The sequence below is a fragment of the Rhizobium lentis genome (assembly GCF_014200175.1).
Classification (GTDB): domain Bacteria; phylum Pseudomonadota; class Alphaproteobacteria; order Rhizobiales; family Rhizobiaceae; genus Rhizobium; species Rhizobium mulingense.
On sequence record NZ_JACHBD010000007.1, the window covers coordinates 149,133 to 170,763 of the forward strand.

21 protein-coding genes and 1 pseudogene are annotated in these 21,631 nt (G+C 61.5%); 9 read left to right on the top strand and 13 right to left on the bottom strand.

Going from position 1 to position 21,631, the window contains the following annotated elements; translation table 11 throughout:
- Positions 1-26 precede the first annotated feature (26 nt).
- On the bottom strand, positions 27-941 hold the full coding sequence (locus GGI60_RS17950) for a LysR family transcriptional regulator (protein WP_183917359.1): 915 nt from the start codon (positions 939-941) through the stop codon (positions 27-29).
- Between the two features lie 278 nt (positions 942-1,219).
- On the opposite strand from GGI60_RS17950, the gene GGI60_RS17955 reads away from it, so the two are divergent.
- A complete protein-coding gene (locus tag GGI60_RS17955) occupies positions 1,220-2,188 on the top strand; it encodes a DMT family transporter (RefSeq protein ID WP_183917708.1) in 969 nt (322 codons plus the stop codon).
- 113 nt (positions 2,189-2,301) lie between these two features.
- Here the strand turns inward: GGI60_RS17955 and GGI60_RS17960 are convergent, their stop codons facing one another.
- Positions 2,302-2,970, bottom strand: coding sequence for an NUDIX hydrolase (locus tag GGI60_RS17960; protein ID WP_183917361.1), 669 nt, complete (start codon positions 2,968-2,970; stop codon positions 2,302-2,304).
- A 166-nt stretch (positions 2,971-3,136) separates the two neighbouring features.
- On the opposite strand from GGI60_RS17960, the gene GGI60_RS17965 reads away from it, so the two are divergent.
- Positions 3,137-4,039 (top strand): hypothetical protein, encoded by a 903-nt coding sequence (locus tag GGI60_RS17965; protein ID WP_183917363.1) that lies wholly within the window; start codon positions 3,137-3,139, stop codon positions 4,037-4,039.
- A 56-nt stretch (positions 4,040-4,095) separates the two neighbouring features.
- Complete coding sequence (locus GGI60_RS17970; protein ID WP_183934843.1) at positions 4,096-5,322, top strand: adenylosuccinate synthetase; 1,227 nt, start codon at positions 4,096-4,098, stop codon at positions 5,320-5,322.
- A 39-nt stretch (positions 5,323-5,361) separates the two neighbouring features.
- Here the strand turns inward: GGI60_RS17970 and GGI60_RS17975 are convergent, their stop codons facing one another.
- Both GGI60_RS17975 and GGI60_RS17980 read right to left on the bottom strand, forming a co-directional pair.
- Entirely contained in the window at positions 5,362-6,660 is a 1,299-nt protein-coding gene (locus GGI60_RS17975) for a mechanosensitive ion channel family protein (protein WP_183917367.1), read from the bottom strand.
- A gap of 329 nt (positions 6,661-6,989) precedes the next feature.
- A complete protein-coding gene (locus GGI60_RS17980) occupies positions 6,990-8,213 on the bottom strand; it encodes an argininosuccinate synthase (RefSeq protein WP_038692790.1) in 1,224 nt (407 codons plus the stop codon).
- A gap of 176 nt (positions 8,214-8,389) precedes the next feature.
- On the opposite strand from GGI60_RS17980, the gene GGI60_RS17985 reads away from it, so the two are divergent.
- Positions 8,390-9,241, top strand: coding sequence for an SDR family NAD(P)-dependent oxidoreductase (locus tag GGI60_RS17985; protein ID WP_183917369.1), 852 nt, complete (start codon positions 8,390-8,392; stop codon positions 9,239-9,241).
- An 83-nt stretch (positions 9,242-9,324) separates the two neighbouring features.
- On the top strand, positions 9,325-9,966 hold the full coding sequence (locus tag GGI60_RS17990) for a LysE family translocator (RefSeq protein ID WP_183917371.1): 642 nt from the start codon (positions 9,325-9,327) through the stop codon (positions 9,964-9,966).
- 56 nt (positions 9,967-10,022) lie between these two features.
- On the opposite strand, the gene GGI60_RS17995 is transcribed toward GGI60_RS17990, so the two are convergent.
- From GGI60_RS17995 to GGI60_RS18015, 5 genes are all read right to left on the bottom strand, one after another.
- A complete protein-coding gene (locus GGI60_RS17995) occupies positions 10,023-10,817 on the bottom strand; it encodes an ABC transporter ATP-binding protein (protein ID WP_183917373.1) in 795 nt (264 codons plus the stop codon).
- Positions 10,814-11,692, bottom strand: coding sequence for an ABC transporter permease (locus GGI60_RS18000; RefSeq protein WP_183917375.1), 879 nt, complete (start codon positions 11,690-11,692; stop codon positions 10,814-10,816). The genes GGI60_RS17995 and GGI60_RS18000 overlap by 4 nt, the downstream gene beginning before the upstream one ends.
- Positions 11,693-11,813: 121 nt before the next feature.
- On the bottom strand, positions 11,814-12,767 hold the full coding sequence (locus GGI60_RS18005; protein ID WP_183917377.1) for an ABC transporter substrate-binding protein: 954 nt from the start codon (positions 12,765-12,767) through the stop codon (positions 11,814-11,816).
- Between the two features lie 93 nt (positions 12,768-12,860).
- Positions 12,861-14,090, bottom strand: a complete 1,230-nt coding sequence (gene rlmN, locus GGI60_RS18010) for a 23S rRNA (adenine(2503)-C(2))-methyltransferase RlmN (RefSeq protein ID WP_183917379.1) — start codon at positions 14,088-14,090, stop codon at positions 12,861-12,863.
- 252 nt (positions 14,091-14,342) lie between these two features.
- Positions 14,343-14,852, bottom strand: a complete 510-nt coding sequence (locus GGI60_RS18015; RefSeq protein WP_183917381.1) for an invasion associated locus B family protein — start codon at positions 14,850-14,852, stop codon at positions 14,343-14,345.
- Between the two features lie 336 nt (positions 14,853-15,188).
- On the opposite strand from GGI60_RS18015, the pseudogene GGI60_RS18020 reads away from it, so the two are divergent.
- A pseudogene (locus tag GGI60_RS18020) lies at positions 15,189-15,713 on the top strand (sigma factor).
- Between the two features lie 15 nt (positions 15,714-15,728).
- On the opposite strand, the gene GGI60_RS18025 reads toward GGI60_RS18020, so the two are convergent.
- Positions 15,729-16,121, bottom strand: coding sequence for a YkvA family protein (locus GGI60_RS18025; protein WP_183917382.1), 393 nt, complete (start codon positions 16,119-16,121; stop codon positions 15,729-15,731).
- A gap of 108 nt (positions 16,122-16,229) precedes the next feature.
- Complete coding sequence (locus GGI60_RS18030) at positions 16,230-16,535, bottom strand: 4a-hydroxytetrahydrobiopterin dehydratase (RefSeq protein ID WP_183917384.1); 306 nt, start codon at positions 16,533-16,535, stop codon at positions 16,230-16,232.
- Between the two features lie 35 nt (positions 16,536-16,570).
- On the opposite strand from GGI60_RS18030, the gene GGI60_RS18035 reads away from it, so the two are divergent.
- Positions 16,571-17,071, top strand: coding sequence for a low molecular weight protein-tyrosine-phosphatase (locus tag GGI60_RS18035; RefSeq protein WP_183917386.1), 501 nt, complete (start codon positions 16,571-16,573; stop codon positions 17,069-17,071).
- On the opposite strand, the gene thpR is transcribed toward GGI60_RS18035, so the two are convergent.
- Positions 16,978-17,571, bottom strand: a complete 594-nt coding sequence (gene thpR / locus GGI60_RS18040; protein WP_183917388.1) for an RNA 2',3'-cyclic phosphodiesterase — start codon at positions 17,569-17,571, stop codon at positions 16,978-16,980. The genes GGI60_RS18035 and thpR overlap by 94 nt on opposite strands.
- A gap of 68 nt (positions 17,572-17,639) precedes the next feature.
- Complete coding sequence (locus tag GGI60_RS18045) at positions 17,640-18,284, bottom strand: arylesterase (RefSeq protein ID WP_183917390.1); 645 nt, start codon at positions 18,282-18,284, stop codon at positions 17,640-17,642.
- Between the two features lie 72 nt (positions 18,285-18,356).
- Between GGI60_RS18045 and GGI60_RS18050 the strand changes: the two genes are divergently transcribed.
- Entirely contained in the window at positions 18,357-19,064 is a 708-nt protein-coding gene (locus GGI60_RS18050) for an ABC transporter ATP-binding protein (protein WP_183917391.1), read from the top strand.
- Positions 19,061-21,604, top strand: coding sequence for an ABC transporter permease (locus GGI60_RS18055; protein WP_183917393.1), 2,544 nt, complete (start codon positions 19,061-19,063; stop codon positions 21,602-21,604). Before GGI60_RS18050 ends, GGI60_RS18055 begins: the two co-directional genes overlap by 4 nt.
- Positions 21,605-21,631: the final 27 nt, after the last annotated feature.

The window sequence follows — 21,631 nt, forward strand, 5'->3', positions numbered from 1 at the left end:
CGGCCATCGTCAAAGAAGTAGGCGCTTCATTTCGGTGACGGCACATCGCCATAGCTGCCGCAAGCCGCGCGAAGCCGGGGGAGCGCCCAATCGATGAAGGCGCGCACCTTCAGAGCGAGTAAGCCCTGACGCAAATAGACGATGTGGATCGGCTTGGGCTCGCCGTCATACTCCTTCAAGATCTGCACGAGCGCGCCCGAGGACACCTCCTCCGGAACTTGGTAGTCGAACAGGCGGGCGATCCCGACCCCATTCAGTGCGGCGGCAACGCAATTGGCCGCCGTGTTCACCTCAATTCGGCTGCGTGGCATGACCTCGACGGTCTTTCCGTCGATCTCGAAACTCCAAAAGAACGACCGCTTGTGAAACATGATCCCATCGTGATTGGCGAGCTCGGTGGGATGCTGCGGCATGCCATGCCGTTCCAGATAGGCCGGGCTGGCGCAGGTCAGCAGACGGAACTCGCCGGCCTTGACGGCGTAGAGCGAACTGTCGACCAACTCACCAAGTCGGATAGCGACGTCGACCTGCTCATTGATCAGATGAACGGAAGTGTCGAGTGAAAGAATGTTCAGCGTCACCTCCGGATGCTTGTTCGCGAACTCAAGTGCGATCGGCAGAACATAGCGGTGGCCGAATTCGATCGGCATCGTGATGGTCAACAGCCCCCGCGGCATCTGATACTCGCCCGATGCCCTGCGTTCGACCTCCTCCAGATCGGCGATAATCTTGCGCGCCGCCTCGACATAGTCGCGACCAGCATCTGTGAGCTGAAGGTTGCGGCTTGTTCGGATGATGAGGTTGGTGCCGAGATATCGCTCCAGATCGGCGACCTTGCGGCTGACGCTCGGCAGCGGGGCGTTCAGCTTCCGACTGCCCGCCGACAAGCTCCCGGCATCAACCACCGCAAGCAGAACCCGCATTGCATCAAGCCGATCCATAACGCCCCGACGATTAGAAGCCGTGATGATCGAGGATATGAAAAATCGGTTCTGCTGGATAGGCGTTGCGGCTGTTCGATTGAAGCGTATTCCTCTAGCGCGACGGCCGCTGGGGCGCACCGCACACGACGCCCGATCGATGAGCATCGAGAGGGTGGCTCTCATTTTCACCAAGTACCGGCCAAGGCTCTCGGCCAGTAAATTCCAGCTATTCGATCAGAAAATTCGGCGTGACGGAGGCAAAGCTCAGAGCGCGCAACGTCAAAGGGGTGAAGATTATGGACAGATCTTTCTATATCGGTGTGTCGGCCGCTCTCTTTGCGGCCTTTGCCTTTTCGCTCAACTTTATCGTGCCCTTCATCATTGGCGACTATTCCACCTTCGATTTCGCTCTCATCCGTCATCTCGTCTCGGCCCTAGTCGGCCTGTTCATCCTATTTTCGGAGAAGCACGTCGCGCGCCATCTCACCCTCCGGAACGTTCTGCAGGCCCTTTGGCTCGCCTTCGTGGGATATGTCGGTTACTTCCTGACGGTAACGGGGGCGGCCATCTTTGCCGGCCCTGTCATTGCGCCAGCCTTCCTCGGCCTGGTACCGATCGTCTTGATGGTCATTGGCAATCAGCGTCAGGGATCCTTGCCATGGCGGTCCCTTGTGGCGCCTCTGGCGCTGGTGCTCATCGGCCTTGTTCTAGTCAATGGCACGGTATTCACCGCTGAAGGATTGAACTCCGTCGGCTCCTTGTGGGTCGGCGTGCCGCTGGCGCTTGCTGCCGTGGGACTCTGGGTCTGGTTCGCTCTTGCCAATCAGGCTGCCCTCGCCGCCCGACCTGAAATGCCCTCAGGCGTGTGGTCGGCGCTGATACTGGTGGGCGGTTGCGTACTGATGCTTGCCTTTTACCCCGTCGGCGCCGCGATGGACCTCTTTAAGCTGCCAGCGTTGGGATTCAGCTGGACTGCTGCCGGCAGCTTGTATCTTTGGGGAGCATCTTTGGCGCTGCTGGCAACCGTAGGCGGTGTCTGGGCCTGGAACATTGCCTCACGCAGCCTGCCCGTCGCCCTGGCCGCGCAATTGATCGTTTCGGAAACAGCCTTTGGTGTCATCGGGGGACTTGTCGTGCATGCCCGTTGGCCAACGCCGATCGAAGTCGCTGGTGTGGTTGTTCTGATCGCCGGCGTCGTTCTGTCGGTACGGATTTTCTACGGTCGCCAATTTGCATCGGGAAAGACATTGCTTGCGCAGCAGTGAGGGGATGAGGCAGAATAAGCGGTCGTGGCAACTCGTCAAGGGACTGCGGGGTCTCGCCCGAAGCCGATGTTTTCACCATGCTCGCCCCACGATCGAATCGGTGACCGACCCGTTCAAATTTTTCGGTCGAACACGGCAACTGGCATTTTCAGCCGGTAGAGCGTCGTTGGTCGCCGGGCCCGCTCGGTCTGTCGCTTCTCGCCCTCGACCACTTCGAGCAGATCCAGGTCGTTGATCTTGCGGCGAAAGGCACTTGGATCCAGCCGTTCGCCCATCACCGTTTCATAAATCGCCTGCAGTTCCGACATCGTAAAGACCGCGGGAAGCAGCCTCGCCGGAAGGGTCGAATAGGCGCCTTTGCCGCGCAGCCGCTCCACCGCGGCATCCACGATTTCATTGTGGTCGAAGGGCAGCTTGCCCGCGGCTTCGACTGGCCGCAACTCCAGCGTACTGGCACTGTCTTCTAAAGCTCCCCGCGGGACCAGCGCAAAATACGCGATCGATACCGACCAGTCGCGAGGATCTCGTCGCGCCGATGCGAAGGTCCGGAGCTGCTCGAAGAATATGCCCTCAAGGCCGGCCTTGGAACTGAGGATGCGCTGGACCGCCGCCTCGGCGTCGGCGTCCTCGTCTGTGTGCACATAGCCGCCGATCAGCGCCGGAATACCGGCAAACGGCTCGCCAGGACGCGGAAGCAACGCCACGCATAGCTTTCCTTCCTGCAGCGTCAGCAAGACGATGTCGACCGTCACGATCGGTCGTGCGAATTCAGCCCCTGCCATCTCTATGTCCCTGCCGTCCTCTCATCCCTCATAGCGGCCACTCGAAGAAATCACAATTCGCAAATAGCAACTTGCAAAATGCAAATTGCAATTCTATATAGAGAGTAGGCGGGACGGCGGACAAAAGGGCCGCGCCGCTTACCAGGCAACAGCAAAGGAGTATGTCATGGGGATGGGACGTTTCAGCACGGCCGACTGGGCGGCCTATAACGCACGCCATGTGGATGGCCGCAGTCGAGCCGAAGTATTCGGCGCCACCGGCATCGATCCGCGGTTCGACCCGGCGCGCTTTTCCACTCGAGAGAGCCGCGACAGCGCCTACAACCCGCAATCGACTCCGATTATTCTGGCCGCGGACGTCACCGGCTCGATGGGCATGATCGCCCATGAGCTGATGCGCGGCGGGCTCATCACCCTGACATCGGAGATCTACGATCGCCGGCCGGTATCCGATCCGCACATCATGGTCGCAGCAGTCGGAGACGCGTTCACCGATGCCGCCCCTCTGCAGGCCACCCAGTTCGAAGCCGATATCTCGCTTGCCAGCCAGATCCGTGCCTTATGGCTGGAAGGCAATGGGGGCGGCAATGACGGCGAAAGCTATAGCGCCGCTCACCTGCTCGCGGCCCTCAAAACCTCGACCGATGCCTTCGAAAGGCGCGGCCGCAAGGGTTATCTCTTCACCATCGGCGACGAACCGATTCACAATGGCCTGGCCGCCCATCAGATTTCTCGCATCTTCGGCGTCGAACCGCCGCGCGGCCTGAGTGCACAAGAATGTCTTGCGATGGCGCAAAGATCCTATGAAGTCTTTCACATCGTCATCCGTGAAGGTTATGCGGCCACCCGGCTCAACCGGGTGCTGCAGAGCTGGCAACCCTTGCTGCCCGGCCGAACCTTCGTACTCGATGATCACAGGCGCATTGCCGAATTGGTAGTTTCCATCATTGAAATTACCGAAGGCCGCGAGGCCGCCGATGTGGCCGCGAGCTGGCCGGACGCGGCGGCGGCAGTGGTCGCCAAGGCCATCGGCGAACGCCCGAACCGGCGTCTGCTGCCATTCTTCTAAGCCAGGTACTCTATCTGCCCCGGCGCGACGCTCCGAGGCCATTGAGGAGCAGAATGATGAGTATCCAAGCACAAGCCGTGATCGGCGCGCTTTATGGCGACGAAGGCAAGGGGCTGATGGTCGACCGCCTTGCCGCAGCCACGCCGGGGGGCGTGGTGGTTCGCAGCAATGGCGGCGCTCAGGCTGGCCACACCGTGGTCGATCCCGCCGGCCGCCGCCATGTCTTCCATCACATCGGCTCGGGCAGCTTCGCCGGAGCTTCCACGCATTTCAGCCGCTTCTTCGTTGCTCACCCGATGCTGTTTCTCGACGAGCTGTCCGCTCTCAACGAGCGGGGTGCGAAGCCTCAGATCAGTAGCGACCCGCGCGCCCTGATCACCACGCCTTTCGACATCCTGATCAACCAGGCTGTGGAACTGGCGCGGGGCGCGGCCCGCCACGGAAGCTGCGGCCTCGGTTTCGGCGAGACTATCGAGCGCAACCTGCAGCCCCAATTCGCCCTTTCGACAAAGGATCTGTTCCGACCCGATCTGCACGCCCGTCTTGTTTCGATCCGCGACAGCTGGGTGCCTGGACGGCTCGCCGCGCTCGGCATCGCCGCCTTACCCGAAGAACTGGCTGCCGTATTGGCTGACGAAATCACCATCGCCGGCTTCGAAGCGGATTGCGCCGCCTATCTCGACCACGTCACCCTCTGGCCCGACCGACGGCTGTGCGAACGCGGCGCGGTCATCTTCGAGGCGGCACAAGGCCTATGCCTCGATCAAAACCGGGGCGCATTTCCTCACGTCACCCGTTCGAACACCGGGCTGGCAAATATACGCGCGATCGCCGCCGAGGCTGGTGTCACAGAGTTGGACGCGTTATATGCGACGCGCTGCTATACCACCCGCCACGGCGCAGGCCCCCTCAAGGGGGAGGTTCCCACGCTCCTTGGCGTCAATGTCGTCGACCCCACCAACGCACCGAACGAATGGCAAGGTAGCCTAAGGCTCGCGCCGCTTGATCTTTTTACGCTCCGCGAGGCCATCGCAGATGATCTGACCTCGGATCGGAGCGGTATTGCGGTCAAAGCCGGGCTGGCGGTAACCTGTCTCGATCAGACGGAAGACGGCTTTGCTGTCACCGATCAAGAGGAAGTAATCCGGCTTGATCCTGCCAAGGCCGCGCCTGATATAGCCGGTCTCGTCGGCCTGCCGCTCTGGGCCGAGAGCTGGGGACCGCGTCGCCGTGATGTCAAGCTCTATCTCGAAGCAGCCGTCGCGTCACTCACGACGCAATAAGGCCCGCGCGGCATTTGCCGGTGGGCTCACTATCGTCGCTTAGTCCTGGCGCGACTGCTTGATCTCGACAGGCGTCCTCATGATGATTTCCCGGTGCGGGAACGGGATCGACACGCCGGCTTCCTTGAATGCGTCCCAAAGCGCCATCAGCACCTGGCCCCTGACATTCGTCAGACCATTTGCGGGATCGGAGATCCAGAAGCGGAGCCGGAAATCAAGCGACGAAGCGCCAAAGCAGGTAAGCCAGCATACCGGCGCCCGGTAATCGTTAGCGACGCGATCGACCGTAGAGGCAGTCGCGATTGCGATTCGAGCGACTTCATGTGGATCGCTGTCATAAGCCGTACCGAAGTCGACATCGATCCTGACGTAGTCACTGGAGAACGACCAGTTGACGACCTGTTGAGAAATGAAGTCCTCGTTGGGGATCAGGTATTCTTTGCCGTCACGCGTGATCACCGAGACGAATCGCGAGCGCAAGTCGCGGATCGAACCGAAAGTATCGCCGAGCGTGATGGTGTCGCCAGGCTTTATGGATTTATCGAGCAGGATAATGATGCCCGAGATGAAATTCGATACGACTTTCTGAAGACCGAAACCTATTCCGACGCCGACCGCGCCGGAAAAAACCGTCAATGCGGTAAGGTCGATGCCGGTCGCTGATAAGGCAATTGCGCCGGCGATCATGATCAAGCCGATTTTTATGAACTTGCTGATCAGGACCTTGATCGATGGCGAAAGATCGCCCGACCTCTGCACCCAACGGGACAGGACATTGCCGACGAGAACCGCCACCCAGATGAGCGCGACAGCCAAGACGACCGCTTTCAGCACAAGAAGGAGTGAAAGCCGCACGGCCCCCAGATTGACAGCCAGGCCATCGAGCGCGGAAAGCACCGGACCGTCAAGGCGGAGCGCGTACAACGCGACGTAGCTCCAACTGACAATTGCCACCGCACGCGACAAGGTAGGATTATGGATGATCTTGGTCAGTACCGAGACGATGAACCACGCTGCCGTCAGCGTCAGGGCAGTCGAGACGAGCCATCGTTGCGACGGCCAGGTGTTTTGAGTGAGAACGACGTTGGCAAGCCACAGCCATACCGCAAGAAAGAGCCACTTCAAGCGCCGCATGAAGGCGATTATGACGCGCAAGAGGTCCGGATTGCCTTTGATGCGCCTGGCCTTCGCTTCCAACGCGGGTTCCGTGCGTGATGCCAAGAACGACGCTGCGACGTAACCGACGGCGATAATCCCGAATTGGTAGAGTGTCCATTCGCTGAAGACAAACGTTCGGAACCACTGTTCGAACGCGTCGATCGTCTGCCTGACATCCATGGTTCCGGCCTTTGTAGCCCTTCAAGGCAGATAAAGGCGTCGACCCTATTTTTGTTCAATTTGCCCACGCCACTGGTAATCGAGTTCCGCCACATGGCCGTCACGCTTTGACATCGTTGCCGCGGATTTCGTGGACGAGAGCGGGACGACGACAGGCGTTGACGTGCTGAACTGATCTTTTCTCAGCATTCAGCGCGGCGTGTCTGTCTGTACGACGAGGCGTCCGCCATTTCGGCGGCTCAGTTTAGGTGAGGCTTGCTACCGCTTCCATGAAAACGCCCGCGCGACAAAGCCGGCGGGCGCATGACCAGTTCAAAAGCGAGGCAAGTTTACTTCGCAAGGTTCCGTTTGCCGAGGGTGCGCAGGCGCAGCGCATTGAGCTTGATGAAGCCGGCTGCGTCCTTCTGATCGTAGGCGCCCTGGTCGTCCTCGAAAGTGACGAGCTTGTCGGAATAGAGCGACTTTTCGCTTTCGCGGCCAATGACCATGACATTGCCCTTGTAGAGCTTCAGCGTCACTTCACCTTCGACATGCTCCTGGCTCTTGTCGATCAGCGCCTGCAGCATCTCACGCTCCGGCGAGAACCAGAAACCGTAATAGATGAGCTCTGCGTAACGCGGCATGATCTCGTCCTTGAGATGAGCGGCCCCGCGGTCGAGGGTGATCGATTCGATGGCGCGGTGCGCCGAAAGCAGAATCGTGCCGCCGGGCGTTTCGTAGACGCCGCGCGACTTCATGCCGACGAAGCGGTTCTCGACGAGGTCGAGACGGCCGATGCCGTTGTCGCGGCCATAGGTGTTGAGGGTCGCCAGCAGCGTCGCCGGCGACATCTCGACACCGTTGATCGAGACGGCGTCGCCCTTGCGGAAGCCGACCTTGATCACCGTCGCCTTATCAGGCGCGGCTTCCGGAGAGATCGTGCGCATATGCACATATTCCGGCGCCTCCTGGGCGGGGTCCTCGAGAACCTTGCCCTCGGAGGAGGAGTGCAGCAGGTTGGCGTCGACGGAGAACGGCGCCTCGCCCTTTTTGTCCTTGGCGACCGGGATCTGATGCTGTTCGGCGAAGGCCAGCAGTTCCGTGCGGCTCTTGAACGCCCAGTCGCGCCACGGCGCGATGATCTTGATGTCGGGATTCAAAGCATAGGCGGACAGCTCGAAACGAACCTGGTCGTTGCCCTTGCCGGTCGCGCCGTGGGCGATCGCATCGGCGCCGGTCTTGCGGGCGATATCGATCAGATGCTTGGAAATCAGCGGCCGGGCGATCGAGGTGCCTAGCAGATAGACGCCTTCGTAGACGGCATTGGCACGGAACATCGGGAAGACGAAATCGCGCACGAATTCCTCGCGCACATCCTCGATGTAGATCTCCTTGATGCCGAGCATTTCAGCTTTCTTGCGCGCCGGCTCCAGCTCTTCGCCCTGGCCGAGATCGGCGGTGAAGGTGACGACTTCGGCGCCGAGTTCCGTCTGCAGCCACTTCAGGATGATCGAGGTGTCGAGGCCGCCGGAATAGGCGAGCACGACTTTCTTCACGTCTTTGTATGATGCCATGGTGATGAGGTCCGTTGCATAAAAGGCCGGCGAAAACCCGGTGTCGCGGCACTTTTAGCGAGATTGGCGCGTGACGCAAGGGCAAGTGCGGCGCCACCGGCGCGATAGCGTTTGACAGCGCGAAAGCGGAGCCCATATTCGCCATCGTCCGAACAATGCTCGAGGAGAGGCTGCCCGTGACGAATATTCAAGACATTTTCAAGAAATCCAATGTTGCGGTCGTCACCGGCGGCGCGTCGGGCATCGGCCTGGCCGCGGCGAAATATTTCGCCGGCCAAGGCATGAGCGTCGTCATCGCCGATCTCGGCGGCGATCGGCTGGCCGCCGCCGCCGACGAACTCAAGGCCATTGCCGGCGAAGAAAATGTGATGACGGTTGAGACCGACGTCGCCAGCAAGGGCTCTCTGGAGGCGCTCGAACGCGCCGTGCTCCAGCGTTTCGGCCGCGTGCATGTGCTGATGAACAATGCCGGCATTGGTCCGGAGACCTCGATCTTCAGCCCGCAGGCGAACTGGGATCATATCTTCGCGGTCAATCTGATGGGCGTTGTCAACGGCACGCGCGTCTTCGGCCCGAAGATGCTGTCGCACGGCGAGCCCGGCCTGATCATCAACACCGGCTCGAAGCAGGGCATCACCACGCCGCCCGGCAACCCGGCCTACAATATCTCGAAGGCCGGCGTGAAAGTCTTCACCGAAGCGCTCGAGCACGAGCTTCGTAATATCGAAGGTGGAAAAATCTCCGCCCATCTGCTCATCCCGGGCTTCGTCTTCACCGGCCTGACCAAGGGCGACCGCGCGGAAAAACCCGCCGGCGCCTGGACGCCGGAGCAAACGGTCGATTTCATGGTCGAAAGCCTCGCACGCGGCGATTTCTATATCCTCTGCCCCGACAACGATGTGAGCCGCGGGGTCGACGAGCGACGCATGGCCTGGGCGATGGGCGACATCATCGAGAACCGGCCGCCGCTGTCGCGCTGGCACAGGGACTATGCCGACAAGTTCAAGGTCTTCCTCGACCAGACGTAATGGAGGCCATCAGAAGGTTTGATTGGTAATTTTCCGGAAGCCGGATAAGAGATTGCGAGATCTTTCCGGCTTCCGAGTGTGCCATGGACTTTCTGCCCAGCCTGCCGACCCTTCTCGCCTTTGCCGCCGCGACGCTGCTACTTGCGGCAACCCCGGGTCCCGACATGACGCTGTCGATCAGCCGCGCGCTTGCCCAGGGCAAGAAGGCGGCTCTTTTCGTCGTCGTCGGCACCAGCCTCGGCATCGTCGTCCACACCATGCTGGTTGCCTTCGGCATTTCGGCGCTGATCACCGCCTCACCGACCGCCTTCCTGACTCTGAAGACTGGCGGCGCCGCCTATCTGCTCTGGCTGGCGGTGCAGGCGATCCGCTTCGGCTCGAAGCTCACCATCGCCAAGGTCGAGGAGCAGAAGGGCACCACCCTTTCGAACATCTCCTCGGGCTTCTGGGTCAACCTCCTGAACCCCAAGGTCATCATCTTCTTCATGACCTTCCTGCCGCAGTTCGTCAGCGCCGGCGACCCGGCCGTCACGCAGAAGCTGCTTTTCCTCGGATTTTGCTTCATCCTGATCGGCATGCCGGTTAATGCCGCCGTCGTCTTTGCCGCCGACTGGCTGGCCTCCTGGCTGCAGAACAACAGAAAGGTGCTGCGCGGCATGGACTATACCTTCGCCGGCGTCTTCTCGATCTTCGCCGCCAAGATCCTGCTCACCCAGGCTCGATAGGCCGAATTCAGCCGATCAGCCCGCTGTTGGCTTAGCCAATCAGCACGCTGTCGGATTCAGCCGATCAGCAAAGCATCGTCATCCAGCGTCTGGCCGCGCATCCTGCGGAACATGGCGATCAGGTCCTCGACCTGCAGGTTCTTTCGGTTGTCACCCGCAACGTCGAGAACGATCTCGCCGCCATGCAGCATGATCGTGCGGTGGCCGTAATCCAGCGCCTGGCGCATGGAATGGGTCACCATCATCGTCGTCAGCTTGCGCTCGGCCACGATCTTCTGCGTGAGGTTCATCACGAACTCGGCCATCCCAGGATCGAGCGCTGCCGTGTGTTCGTCGAGCAGCAGTACCTCCGACCCGGCAAGCGTCGCCATGACAAGCGAAACGGCCTGTCGCTGCCCGCCGGAAAGCAGATCCATGCGGTCCTTCAGCCGGTTTTCCAGCCCGAGATTGAGCTCGGCGATCCGCTCCTTGAAATAATCGCGCCTCTTGCCGCCGAGCGCCGGGACAAGCCCGCGCTTCTCACCGCGGCGGGCGGCGAGAGCGAGATTCTCCTCGATAGACAATGAGCCGCAGCTTCCTGTCAGCGGATCCTGGAAGACGCGTGCCACCAGACCGGCGCGCGCCGCCGTCGACTTGCGCGTCACCTCATTCTTGCCGATCAGCACCTGTCCCTCGCTCGGCAGGACGTCACCGGCGAGCACGCCGAGCAGCGTGGATTTGCCGGCGCCGTTCGAACCGATGACGGTCACGAAGGAGCCCTGCTCGATGGTCAGGCTGACGCCGTTCAGCGCCTGTTTCTGCAGCGGCGTGCCTCGTCCGAAAACGACCTTGATATCCTTGACGCTGATCACGATGCGGCACCTCTGCGAAGGCGGGGAAGAATGAGTGCCACGGTCACCAGCACGGCCGTCACGAAATTGAGATCGGAGGCCTGCAGACCGATGACGTCGCTCGACAGCGCCAGCTGGATGGCAATGCGATAGAGGATCGAACCGAGCACGCAGCCGACGAGCGCGATCAATAGCCCGCGCCGCCCGAGCAAGGTCTCGCCGATGATGACGGCGGCAAGACCGACGACGATGGTGCCGACGCCGGAGGTGACGTCGGCAAAACCGTTGGTCTGGGCAAACAAGGCACCGCCGAACGCCACCAGCGCATTCGAGATCGCCATGCCGAGATAGATCTGCCGGCTGGTGTCGACGCCCTGGGCTCGCGCCATCCTGGCATTGGCGCCGGTCGCGCGCATGGCCAGCCCGGCGTCGCTTTCGAGGAAGCGCCAGACCAGGACGAGCGCGACGATGACGAGAACGCCGACGAAGAGCGGCCGCACGTAGAAATCGCGAAGGCCATGGCCGAAGAATGGACTGATCATCGTATCGGCATTGATGAGGGCGACATTGGGTTTGCCCATCACCCTTAGATTGACGGAGAACAGGGCGATCATCGTCAGGATCGAGGCGAGCAGGTTGAGGATCTTGAAGCGCACATTGAGCAGCGCCGTCACCATGCCCGCAGCCGCACCCGCGGCCATGGCGATCAGCGCCGCGAGCCAGGCATTGACGCCGGCGATGATCAGCACAGCCGTGACCGCTGCACCCAGCGGAAAGGAACCGTCGACGGTCAGGTCGGGAAAATCGAGGACGCGGAAGGCGAGATAGACGCCGAGAGCGACGAAGGAATAGACCAGGCCGAGCTCGACGGCCCCCCAGAATGCGATTTGGCTCAAGGCTTTCAGCCCCTTTTTGTTTCCGTTCCGCCCGTCGCGAAACCGGAGCCTTGTAATACTACAGCCGCCCCCGTGCAAACGGGAGCGGCTGAACGTGACCAGTCGGTGGACCTACGGCCGATCAGTCGATGACTTTGTTGGCCCGCGAAAGCACGCTCTCGGGCAGCGTGACACCCATCTTGGCAGCTGCCGCCTTGTTGACGACAAGATCGCTGCCGGCGGCGGTCTTCACCGCGATATCGCCGGGATTCTCGCCCTTCAGCACGCGCACAACGATTTCGCCCGTCTGCTTGCCGACATCGTAATAGTTGAAGCCAAGGGCAGCGACCGAACTGCGCGAAACCGAATCCGTATCGGCGGTGAAGAGCGGCAGCTTGCTTTCTTCGGCAACGGCGACGGCGCCTTCGAGCGCCGAGATGATCGTGTTGTCGGTCGGAATGTAGATCGCGTCGGCGCGGCCGACGAGGGCGCGGGCAGCGCCCTGAACCTCGGCCGATTTGGTGGCGGCCGATTCGACGACCTTCAGCCCGGCCTTTTCGGCTTCTGCCTTCAGCACGGCGAGCAGCGAAACGGAATTCGCCTCACCTGAATTATAGAGATAGCCGATGGTCTTCGCCTTTGGCACGATTTCCTTGATCAGCGCCAGGTGCTCGCCGACCGGGGACATGTCGGAAAGGCCGGTGACATTGCCGCCCGGCTTGTCCATGTTCTTGACGAGCTGGGCGCCGAGCGGATCCGATACGGCGGTGAAGACGACGGGAATGTCGCGCGTCGCAGAGACGACGGCCTGGGCCGACGGCGTGGAGATCGGCACGATGACATTGGGCTCGTCGCCGGCGAACTGGCGGGCGATCTGGGCTGCGGTCGCCGGATTGCCCTGCGCCGATTCGAACACGAATTTCAGGTTCTCGCCTTCCTTGTAGCCGGCCGCCGTCAGCACGTCGAGAACCCCTTTGCGGGCCGCATCCAGCGCCGGATGCTCGACGATCGCCGTCACCGCGATGGTCACGTCATCGGCCTTGGCGGGAAGGGAAAGGACCAAACTGGCGGCAAGAGCGAGTAAAATCGGGCGCATTGGTATCCTCCTATATGATTTTGGCGGCACTATTAGGAAAAGCGCCCCCTGAAATCAATCGCGGAGAATTGTTGCGAGGATCAAACTTGCTGATCAGTCGTCAGCGCCGTGATTGGCGATCATCATCGCTTCGAAGGCCAGCCGCTCAGTCTTGCGCATGCGTTCTGATTCCGATTTCAGCTGGCCGCAGGCGGCAAGAATGTCGCGCCCGCGCGGCGTGCGGATCGGCGAGGCATAACCGGCCGAATTGATGAAATCGGCGAACTTCTCGATCTGCTCCCAGTCGGAACACTGGTAGTTGGTGCCGGGCCAGGGATTGAACGGAATGAGGTTGATCTTCGCCGGCACGCCTTTCAGGAGCTTGATCAGCCCCTTGGCGTCTTCCAGGCTGTCATTGACGTCCTTCAGCATCACGTATTCGAAGGTGATGCGCCGCGCATTGGAAAGGCCGGGATAGGCCTTGCAGGCGTCGATCAGTTCCTTCAGCGGGTACTTCTTGTTGATCGGCACCAGAATGTCGCGCAGGTCGTCGCGGACCGCATGCAGCGAAATTGCCAGCATGACGCCGATCTCCTCGCCGGTGCGGAAGATTTCCGGCACGACACCGGAGGTGGAAAGCGTCACGCGACGTTTGGACAGTGACAGGCCGTCGCCATCCGTAGCGATCAGCAGGGCTTGTTTGACGGCATCGAAATTATAGAGCGGCTCGCCCATGCCCATCATCACGATATTGCTGACCTTGCGGCCTTCGGCCGGCATGATCGTGCCTTGCGGCGCTTCGCGATCTGGGAAGTCGCCGAGCCGGTCGCGGGCGAGCAGCAGCTGCGACAGGATTTCCTCCGCCGTCAGGTTGCGCACCAGCCGCTGCGTGCCGGTGTGACAGAAGGAACAGGTCAGCGTGCAGCCGACCTGGCTGGAAATGCACAGTGTGCCGCGGCCCTCTTCCGGAATGTAGACGGCTTCGATCTCGACCGGGCGGCCTGCGCCCCGCGCGGGAAAGCGCAGCAGCCATTTGCGGGTGCCGTCATTGGAGACCTGCTCCTCGACGATTTCGGGACGCGCGATGGTGAAATGCTGCTTCAGCATTTCACGCATGTCCTTGGCGACATTCGTCATATGGTCGAAATCGGAGACGCCCCGCACATAGATCCAGTTCCAGAGCTGCGCGACGCGCATCTTGATCTGCTTCTCGGCCACGCCTTTTTCCCTGAGCACCGCCGCCATTTCCTCCCGCGACAGCCCGATCAGGGAAGGCTTTTCGGCGCCGGAAGAGGCGTTCGGCGCCCGTGGCTTGGTGACATCAATCGCATCCATGACGGACATGGTCTTTAGATCCCGAATTCGAACACGTAACCGCCCCCGCAAGCCCCGCGGACTTCAGGAGCAAGCCAGAAGAGGTGAGGCGCATGACGGCACATTGGCAGAAATTGAATGGCGGAACGGCGACTGATATCGCGATCTGTCCGCTGTTGGCCCCGGCCTTTAGCATCATTTTGCCGGCGCGTCACTACAGATGGAAAACAGCAAGGGCCGGCGCAAGGCCGGCCCTTGAAATTCCGTTGGCCAAAAAGGCGCTTACTTGCAGCTTTCGATCTGCTTCAGCGCCGCCGAGATGCCCGAGAGCGAATAGCTGTAAGACGTGCCCGTGCCCTTGCGCGAGACCGCATTGACCGTCATCGAATGACCGGTCTTCATCGCCGCGACGAGGGCCGGCTCCTGAGCCGCGTTCTCGACCCAGCCGGCCTTGTCCTTGGTGAACATCACGAAGGTCTTGTTGTCGATGACGACGTTGATCTTCGAATTTTCCTTCACAGTATAGCCCATCATCGCCTGTGGCTCGTAGGAGATGTTCTGGCCGGGGCGCTGCGAGACGATGAAGAAATTGTCGCCGTGATCGACGCTTGCCGGCTGCTTTGCCGTCGGCACGGACAGCACGTAGCAGACGGTGCTGGCGCCAGACTTGTAGGAATAGGCGCCCCATGCCTGGAACTGTTGAATGCGGGTCGGCGCGGCTTGCTGCGCTGTCGCAACTCCGGCCATAACAAGGGTGAGTGCGAGGGCGGATACGATACTTTTTACAAACATGGATTCCTGCCGGTTCTTGCGATTCAAGGCCCGAAGCGATCATAGCGGGCGGCGCATAATCACGATCTGCTTTATTTTGACTTAATTCAGGTTACCAAATGGTCAACAATAGCTGCGATTTGTATGTGCCTGTGTCATTTCAGCTCGACCACGACTTTTGCCCCTTGCCGAAATCGGCTGCGACGCCGGTGCGCCAATGGCACCGGCCGGCCGTTCGGGTGAATCTAAGACACAAAGATTCAGGCAAGAGTTTGACCTTTCAAAAATCCGTCGTACCTCATTAAGACTTTGGAAATCCGGGGCGAAATTTCGACCGCAGGGGGCTCGTGAGACGACATGGATGCCGAGGAAGGACGGCGTTTCACTGCCCTCGCAAAGGCTGTCGCAGACGATCGCGACCAGCAGGCCTTCTCCATCCTGTTCGACTATTTCGCCCGCGTCTGAAGACCTGGCTGATGCGCCGGAAGATGACGTCAGGCGAAGCCGAGGAGCTGGTTCAGCAGATCATGATCGTGCTCTGGCACAAAGCTCTACGATGCCACGCGGTCTTCACTCTCGACCTGGCTCCTTCGCATTGCCCGCAACCACCGCGCCGACGCCCGCATCTTCGACGGGACCCGGCCCTGCAGCCGCCGGCCGACATCGGCGCCGAGGAAATCATCGTCAATGACCCCGACGCCAAGATCCGTGCCGCCGTCGGCCAGCTGCCGCAGGAACAGCGCGACATGCTGCGTGCCGCCTTTTTTCTCGGCCAATCGCAGAGATCGCTGAAGCGACCGGGCTGCCGCTCGGCGGTGAAATCACGGATCCGGCTTGCCTTCGGCGAAACTCCGCAAGGTGCTGGAGCAGGAACTCGGCTGAACCGCGCCGGCCCCTTCAAATCGTTTTCATCGTATCCGCTGGCGGGTCGGCGAGGACGCGGTCCGCGGCGTCATAATGGCCTGGCCGGATATGGCCGCGCACCATGGCGAAGGCGGCGGAAAGCACGGCGACGTCGTCAGAAAAGCCGATGACGGCGAAAATATCCGGGACGATGTCGACCGGCATGACGAAATAGGCGAGTGCTGCGAGCAGCACACCGCGCACCTTGATCGGCGTTTGCGGATCGAGCGCGCAGTAGAAGCCGGCGACGACGTCGCGCGAGAACGGGATCTGCCGCACGGCGCGGCGGAAAGTCGGCCAGAACTTCTGCCGCACCGTCTTCTCCCGCCGGCTCTGGGTGTCCTCGTCGCCCGGCAGAAGGATTTCCCCGAATTTGACCTCGTCCATCCCTGACATCCTTTCGTCCCTGCGAACATATGGTGATGGCGCCCAGGCTTTCAATCGGCCCCTTTCAATCGGCCCCTTTCAATCGGCCCCGTTCAATCGACAACACCTTCAGCCGAGACGTCGTGCCGCCGCTTTCTCCATCGCCTTGGCGAGCTTGAAATCCAGCTCCGTCAGTCCGCCAGCATCATGCGTGTTCAGCGTCACATCTACTCGGGAATAGACGTTGAACCATTCGGGATGATGGTTGAGCTTCTCGGCCGTGATCGCTGCCTCCGTCATGAAGCCGAAGGCCTCGATAAAATTCAAAAACGTGAATGTCTTCGAGATCGAGGAGGACGCGTCATTGAGGGTCCAGCCGGCAAGCTCCGCCAGTTGCGCCTCGACTGCTGCCCGGTCCAGTCTTTCCCATTTCATGCCATGCTCCTCTTGTTCTTCCGACAGGTCTACCGATGACGCCTATCAGTATCCTCTTCGTTTGCATGGGCAATATATGCCGTTCTCCGCTTGCCGAGGGAATTTTTCGTCATCTCGTCACCGAGGCTGGCCTCACCGGCCGTTTCACCGTCGATTCCGCCGGCACCGGCAGCTGGCATGAAGGCGAGCCGCCCGACCAGCGTTCGATCGCCACCGCCCAAAGCCATGGCATCGACATAGCGGCGCAGCGCGCCCGCCGCATCCGACCAACTGATTTCAACGGTCTCGATCTGATCCTCGCCATGGACCGCGACAATCTGGCAACGCTTGGCAAGATCGCGCCGCCCAAGGCGAATATCCGGCTCTTCGGCGATGCCGCGCTAGGAACGGGAGAGGATATTCCCGATCCCTATTATGGCGGCCCCGATGGCTTTGAGCTGGTCTATACCAGGCTCTTGGCCGGCTGCAGCAAGCTGCTCGAAACGCTGGGCGTCGACCGGGCCTCGTGCAGCGGAAACACTTCCTCGGTCAGGTAAGGCCCGCCGCCCACCGATTCGCGCGATGAAAGCAGCACGAAGCGCGGCGCCGTGAAGGTTGCGGTGTGGAAGTTGCCGCGCCCGGCCAGATATTGCACGACATCGTCGAGCCGCGACGATTTGAGCCGCGCCAGCGTCACATGCGGCATGAATTTGCGGGGATCCGGCGGCAGGCCGATGCGCTGGCAAATGCGCTCGATCTCACCCTGCAGGGCGTACATCTCGGGCGATTGCGAGACGCCGGCCCAGACCGAATGCGGTTTCTTCGAGCCGAAGGAACCGATGCCTTCTAGGCGGAACTGGAATTCCGGCCGGTCGATCCGGTCGAGGCGTTCGACGATTTCATCGGCGGTGCGGCCGTCGACATCACCGATGAAGCGCAAGGTGATGTGGTAATTCTCCACATCGATCCATCGTGCTCCGGGGAGGCCGCCGCGCAGCAATGAAAGGCTCATCGCCGCATTGCGCGGAATTTCGAGGGCGGTAAACAGTCTCGGCATAACGAGCACTCCCCGAATCTTTTGCAGGTGCTTACACGGAATCACGCAATTAATGACCGCGCAAGCCCCTATTTCTTCACAGTAGAAATCGTCCCGACGAAATTTGTGACATCGGCTTCCATCTTTTCGACAATGACGTCGACGCCTCTTGCATTCGGATGCATCCCGTCGTCGAGTTTCAGCCCGGCATCGAGCGCCACCCCGTCCAGGAAGAAGGCATAAAGCCGAACTCCATGTTTCTCGGAAAGTTTCCGATAAATCGGATTGAAGCGTGCGGCGTAGTCCGCCCCCATATTGGGGGGCGCCACCATGCCGACGAGCAGCACGGCGATGCCGCGCTGCTTCAGCCGGGAAATCATCTGGTCGAGGTTCTTCTCGCTCTCTTCGGGCGGGATGCCACGCAGCGCATCATTGGCGCCGAGCTCCAGGATGACGCCGTCGGTGCCGTCCGGCACTGACCAGTCGATCCGGGCAAGCCCCCCTGTCGTCGTGTCGCCCGAGACGCCCGCATTGGCAATGGCGACGTCGAGCCCCTTCGCCTTCAAAGCGGCTTGCAGCTTCTCCGGAAAGCCGTTCCCGGGCGGCAGCTGATAACCCGCCATAAGGCTGTCCCCAAAACCGACGAGATTGATCGTCCGGGCCGCGGCGGCACCGGTAAAAATCAACGAGACGGCAATGACGGTGAATTGAAGGGCGGCAACTTTAAATCTCATCCTGCTTTCCCTAGATTGGCGAGGTGCCGTCATGCGGCCATTCGGTTAGAGATTTATATAGGGCGATTTCTATTGGCAAAAACCATCATCGAGTTGAAGGGCGCCGATCTGACCCTTGGCAGTGCAGCCGCTTCCGTCCATGTGCTGAAGGGCATCGACCTCGATATATCAGCCGGCGAATCCGTCGGCATCGTCGGCCCTTCCGGTTCCGGCAAGTCGACGCTGCTGATGGTGCTTGCCGGATTGGAGAAGCTCGACAGCGGCGAAATCAACATCAACGAGACGCCGCTCCATGCGCTCAGCGAGGACGAGGTCGCCGATTTCCGCGGCCGTAACATCGGCATCGTCTTCCAGTCCTTCCACCTGATCGCCAATATGACGGCACTTGAAAACGTCGCCGTGCCGCTGGAACTCGCCAATGTCCGCAACGCTTTCGAAATCGCCCATCGCGAGCTGAATTCGGTCGGCCTTGGCGAACGGTTGAACCACTATCCCGGCCAGCTTTCCGGCGGCGAACAGCAGCGCGTGGCGATCGCCAGGGCGCTCGCCCCCTCGCCCGCTTTGCTGATCGCTGACGAGCCAACAGGCAATCTCGATACCGAGACCGGCCGTCAGATCGCCGACCTGCTGTTTTCCAAACAGGCCGAACGCGGCATGACTCTACTTCTCGTCACCCACGACGTCTCGCTTGCGAACCGCTGCTCGCGCCAGATCCGCGTCCGCTCCGGCCGGATCGAGGGCGACAGCGCCGCCCGCCGCAGCGAGGCTGCGATCGCATGAGAATGATCACGCCGCGCACCGCGCTGGCTTTTCGCCTGGCGCTCCGTGAGCTGCGCGGCGGTATCCGCGGCTTCTACATCTTTCTTGCCTGCATCGCCCTCGGCACGGGTGCGATTGCCGCCGTCAATTCCGTTTCGCAGTCGATCACCGACACGATCGCCTCGCAGGGGCAGGAGCTCTTGGCCGGCGACGTTCGCTTCGAGCTCAACAACCGCGAAGCCACACCTGAGGAGATGGCCTTCCTCGAAAGTCTCGGCACCGTCTCGGTGTCAACAGGTCTGCGCTCGATGGCGCGCAAGCCTGATGGTTCCGACCAGGCCCTGGTCGAGGTCAAGGCGGTCGACGACGCCTACCCGCTCTACGGCAGCTTCGCGGCCGAGCCGGATTATCCGCTTGCAGCCCTGCTTTCGGCCCAAAGCGGCACCTATGGCGCGGTCGCAGCTCCGCTGCTGCTCGATCGGCTTGGACTTGCGGTCGGCGACGAATTGCTGCTCGGCAATGTCAAACTCAGCATCACCGGCACCGTCAAGACCGAGCCGGACGCCCTCTCTGAAGGTTTCGGCTTTGCGCCGCGCCTGCTCGTCAGCCGCCGGGCGCTTGAAGCTTCGGGCCTGATCCAGACCGGAAGCCTCGTTGAACATGCATACAAGATCCGGCTGCAGGACAAGCGCGCGATATCGGGCATTCAGGCGCGCGCATCCAGGGAATTCCCTTCCGCCGGCTGGTCGATCCGCACCAGCGACCGGGCCGCACCCTCGCTTACCGAAAACATCACCCGCTTCTCGCAGTTTCTGACTCTGGTCGGCCTCACCGCTCTGATCGTCGGCGGCGTCGGCGTCGCCAATGCGGTGCGTGCCTTCCTCGATTCCAAGCGCACCACTATCGCCAGCTTCAAATGCCTGGGTGCGCCGGCCGCCGTCGTCGTGCTGATCTATCTCTTTCAGATCACCATCATTGCGCTTGGCGGCATCATGATCGGGCTCGTCATCGGCGCCCTGTCGCCGATCTTCGCCGCGCAGTTTCTGGCGCAGTTCCTGCCGGTGTCGACGGCGCCGACGCTCTATCCCGGCGCCCTGCTGCTTGCGGCGCTCTTCGGCATCCTGACGACGCTCGCTTTCGCCATCCTGCCGCTCGGCCATGCCCGCGAAGTGCCGGCGACGGCGCTCTTCCGCGAGCAGGGTTTCGAGGCCCGCCGCCTACCCTCCTGGCCCTATATCCTGCTGGCCGCCCTCTTCATGGCGGCGCTTGCCGCCCTCGCCATCCTCACTGCCTATGACCGTTTCATCGCCATCGTCTTCGTTGGTGCGATCGTGTTCGCCTTTGTCGTGCTGCGCCTCGTCGCCGCCCTGATCGCCTGGCTCGCGCGCCGCAGCCCGCGCGTCAACTCGCCGGCGCTCAGGCTCGCGATCGGCAACATCCACCGTCCCGGCGCCCTGACGCCGTCGGTGGTGCTGTCGCTCGGCCTCGGCCTGGCGTTACTGGTGACACTGACCTTGATCGACGGAAACCTGCGCCAGCAGCTGACCGGCCGTATGAACGAGGGCGCGCCGAACTTCTTCTTCGTCGATATCCAGAGCGCCGAGGTCGACGCATTCCGCACCCTGGTCCAGGCGCAGGCGCCGAAGGGCAAGCTCATGGAGGTGCCGATGCTGCGCGGCCGTATCGTCGCCTTCAACGGCGAGGACGTCACCAAGATGAACGTGCCGGCCGCCGGCCGCTGGGTACTGAACGGCGATCGCGGCATCACCTATTCCGACACTGTGCCGGAAAACGCTGCGCTGACCGAAGGCAGCTGGTGGGACAAGGATTACAGCGGCGAGCCGCTCGTCTCCTTCTCCTCGGAAGAAGCCCATGAACTCGGCCTGAAGATCGGCGACACCGTCACCGTCAATGTGCTCGGACGCAATATCACGGCCAAGATCGCCAATCTGCGCCGCGTCCAGTGGGAATCACTGTCGATCAATTTCGTCATGGTCTTCTCGCCGAACACCTTCCGCGGCGCCCCTCACGCCTGGCTCGCGACCCTGACCGATCCCTCTTCGACGCAGGCCGAAGACGCGGCGATCCTGAAATCCGTCACCAACACCTATCCCACGATCACCAGCGTGCGCGTCAAGGATGCGATCGATATCGTCAACCAGCTCGTTGCACAGCTTGCGACCGCGATTCGCGCCGCGGCATCGGTGGCCCTGATCGCCTCGATCCTCGTTCTCGCTGGAGCGCTTGCCGCCGGCAACCGGGCGCGCACCCACGATGCGGTGGTGCTGAAGACCCTCGGCGCCACCCGGGCCATGCTGATCCGCGCCTTCAGTTACGAATATCTGATCCTCGGGCTCGCAACCGCGATCTTCGCGGTTTTCGCCGGCGCGATCGCCGCCTGGTTCATCGTCGCCCGCATCATGCACCTGCCCTCGGCCTTCCTACCCGATGTGGCGGGACTGACGCTGGTGACGGCGCTCGTCCTGACCGTCGGCATCGGCCTCATCGGCACCTGGCGCATCCTCGGACAGAAGGCGGCCCCCGTCCTGCGCGAGCTTTGACCGAAGGGGCACGCCAAACCCTTCACC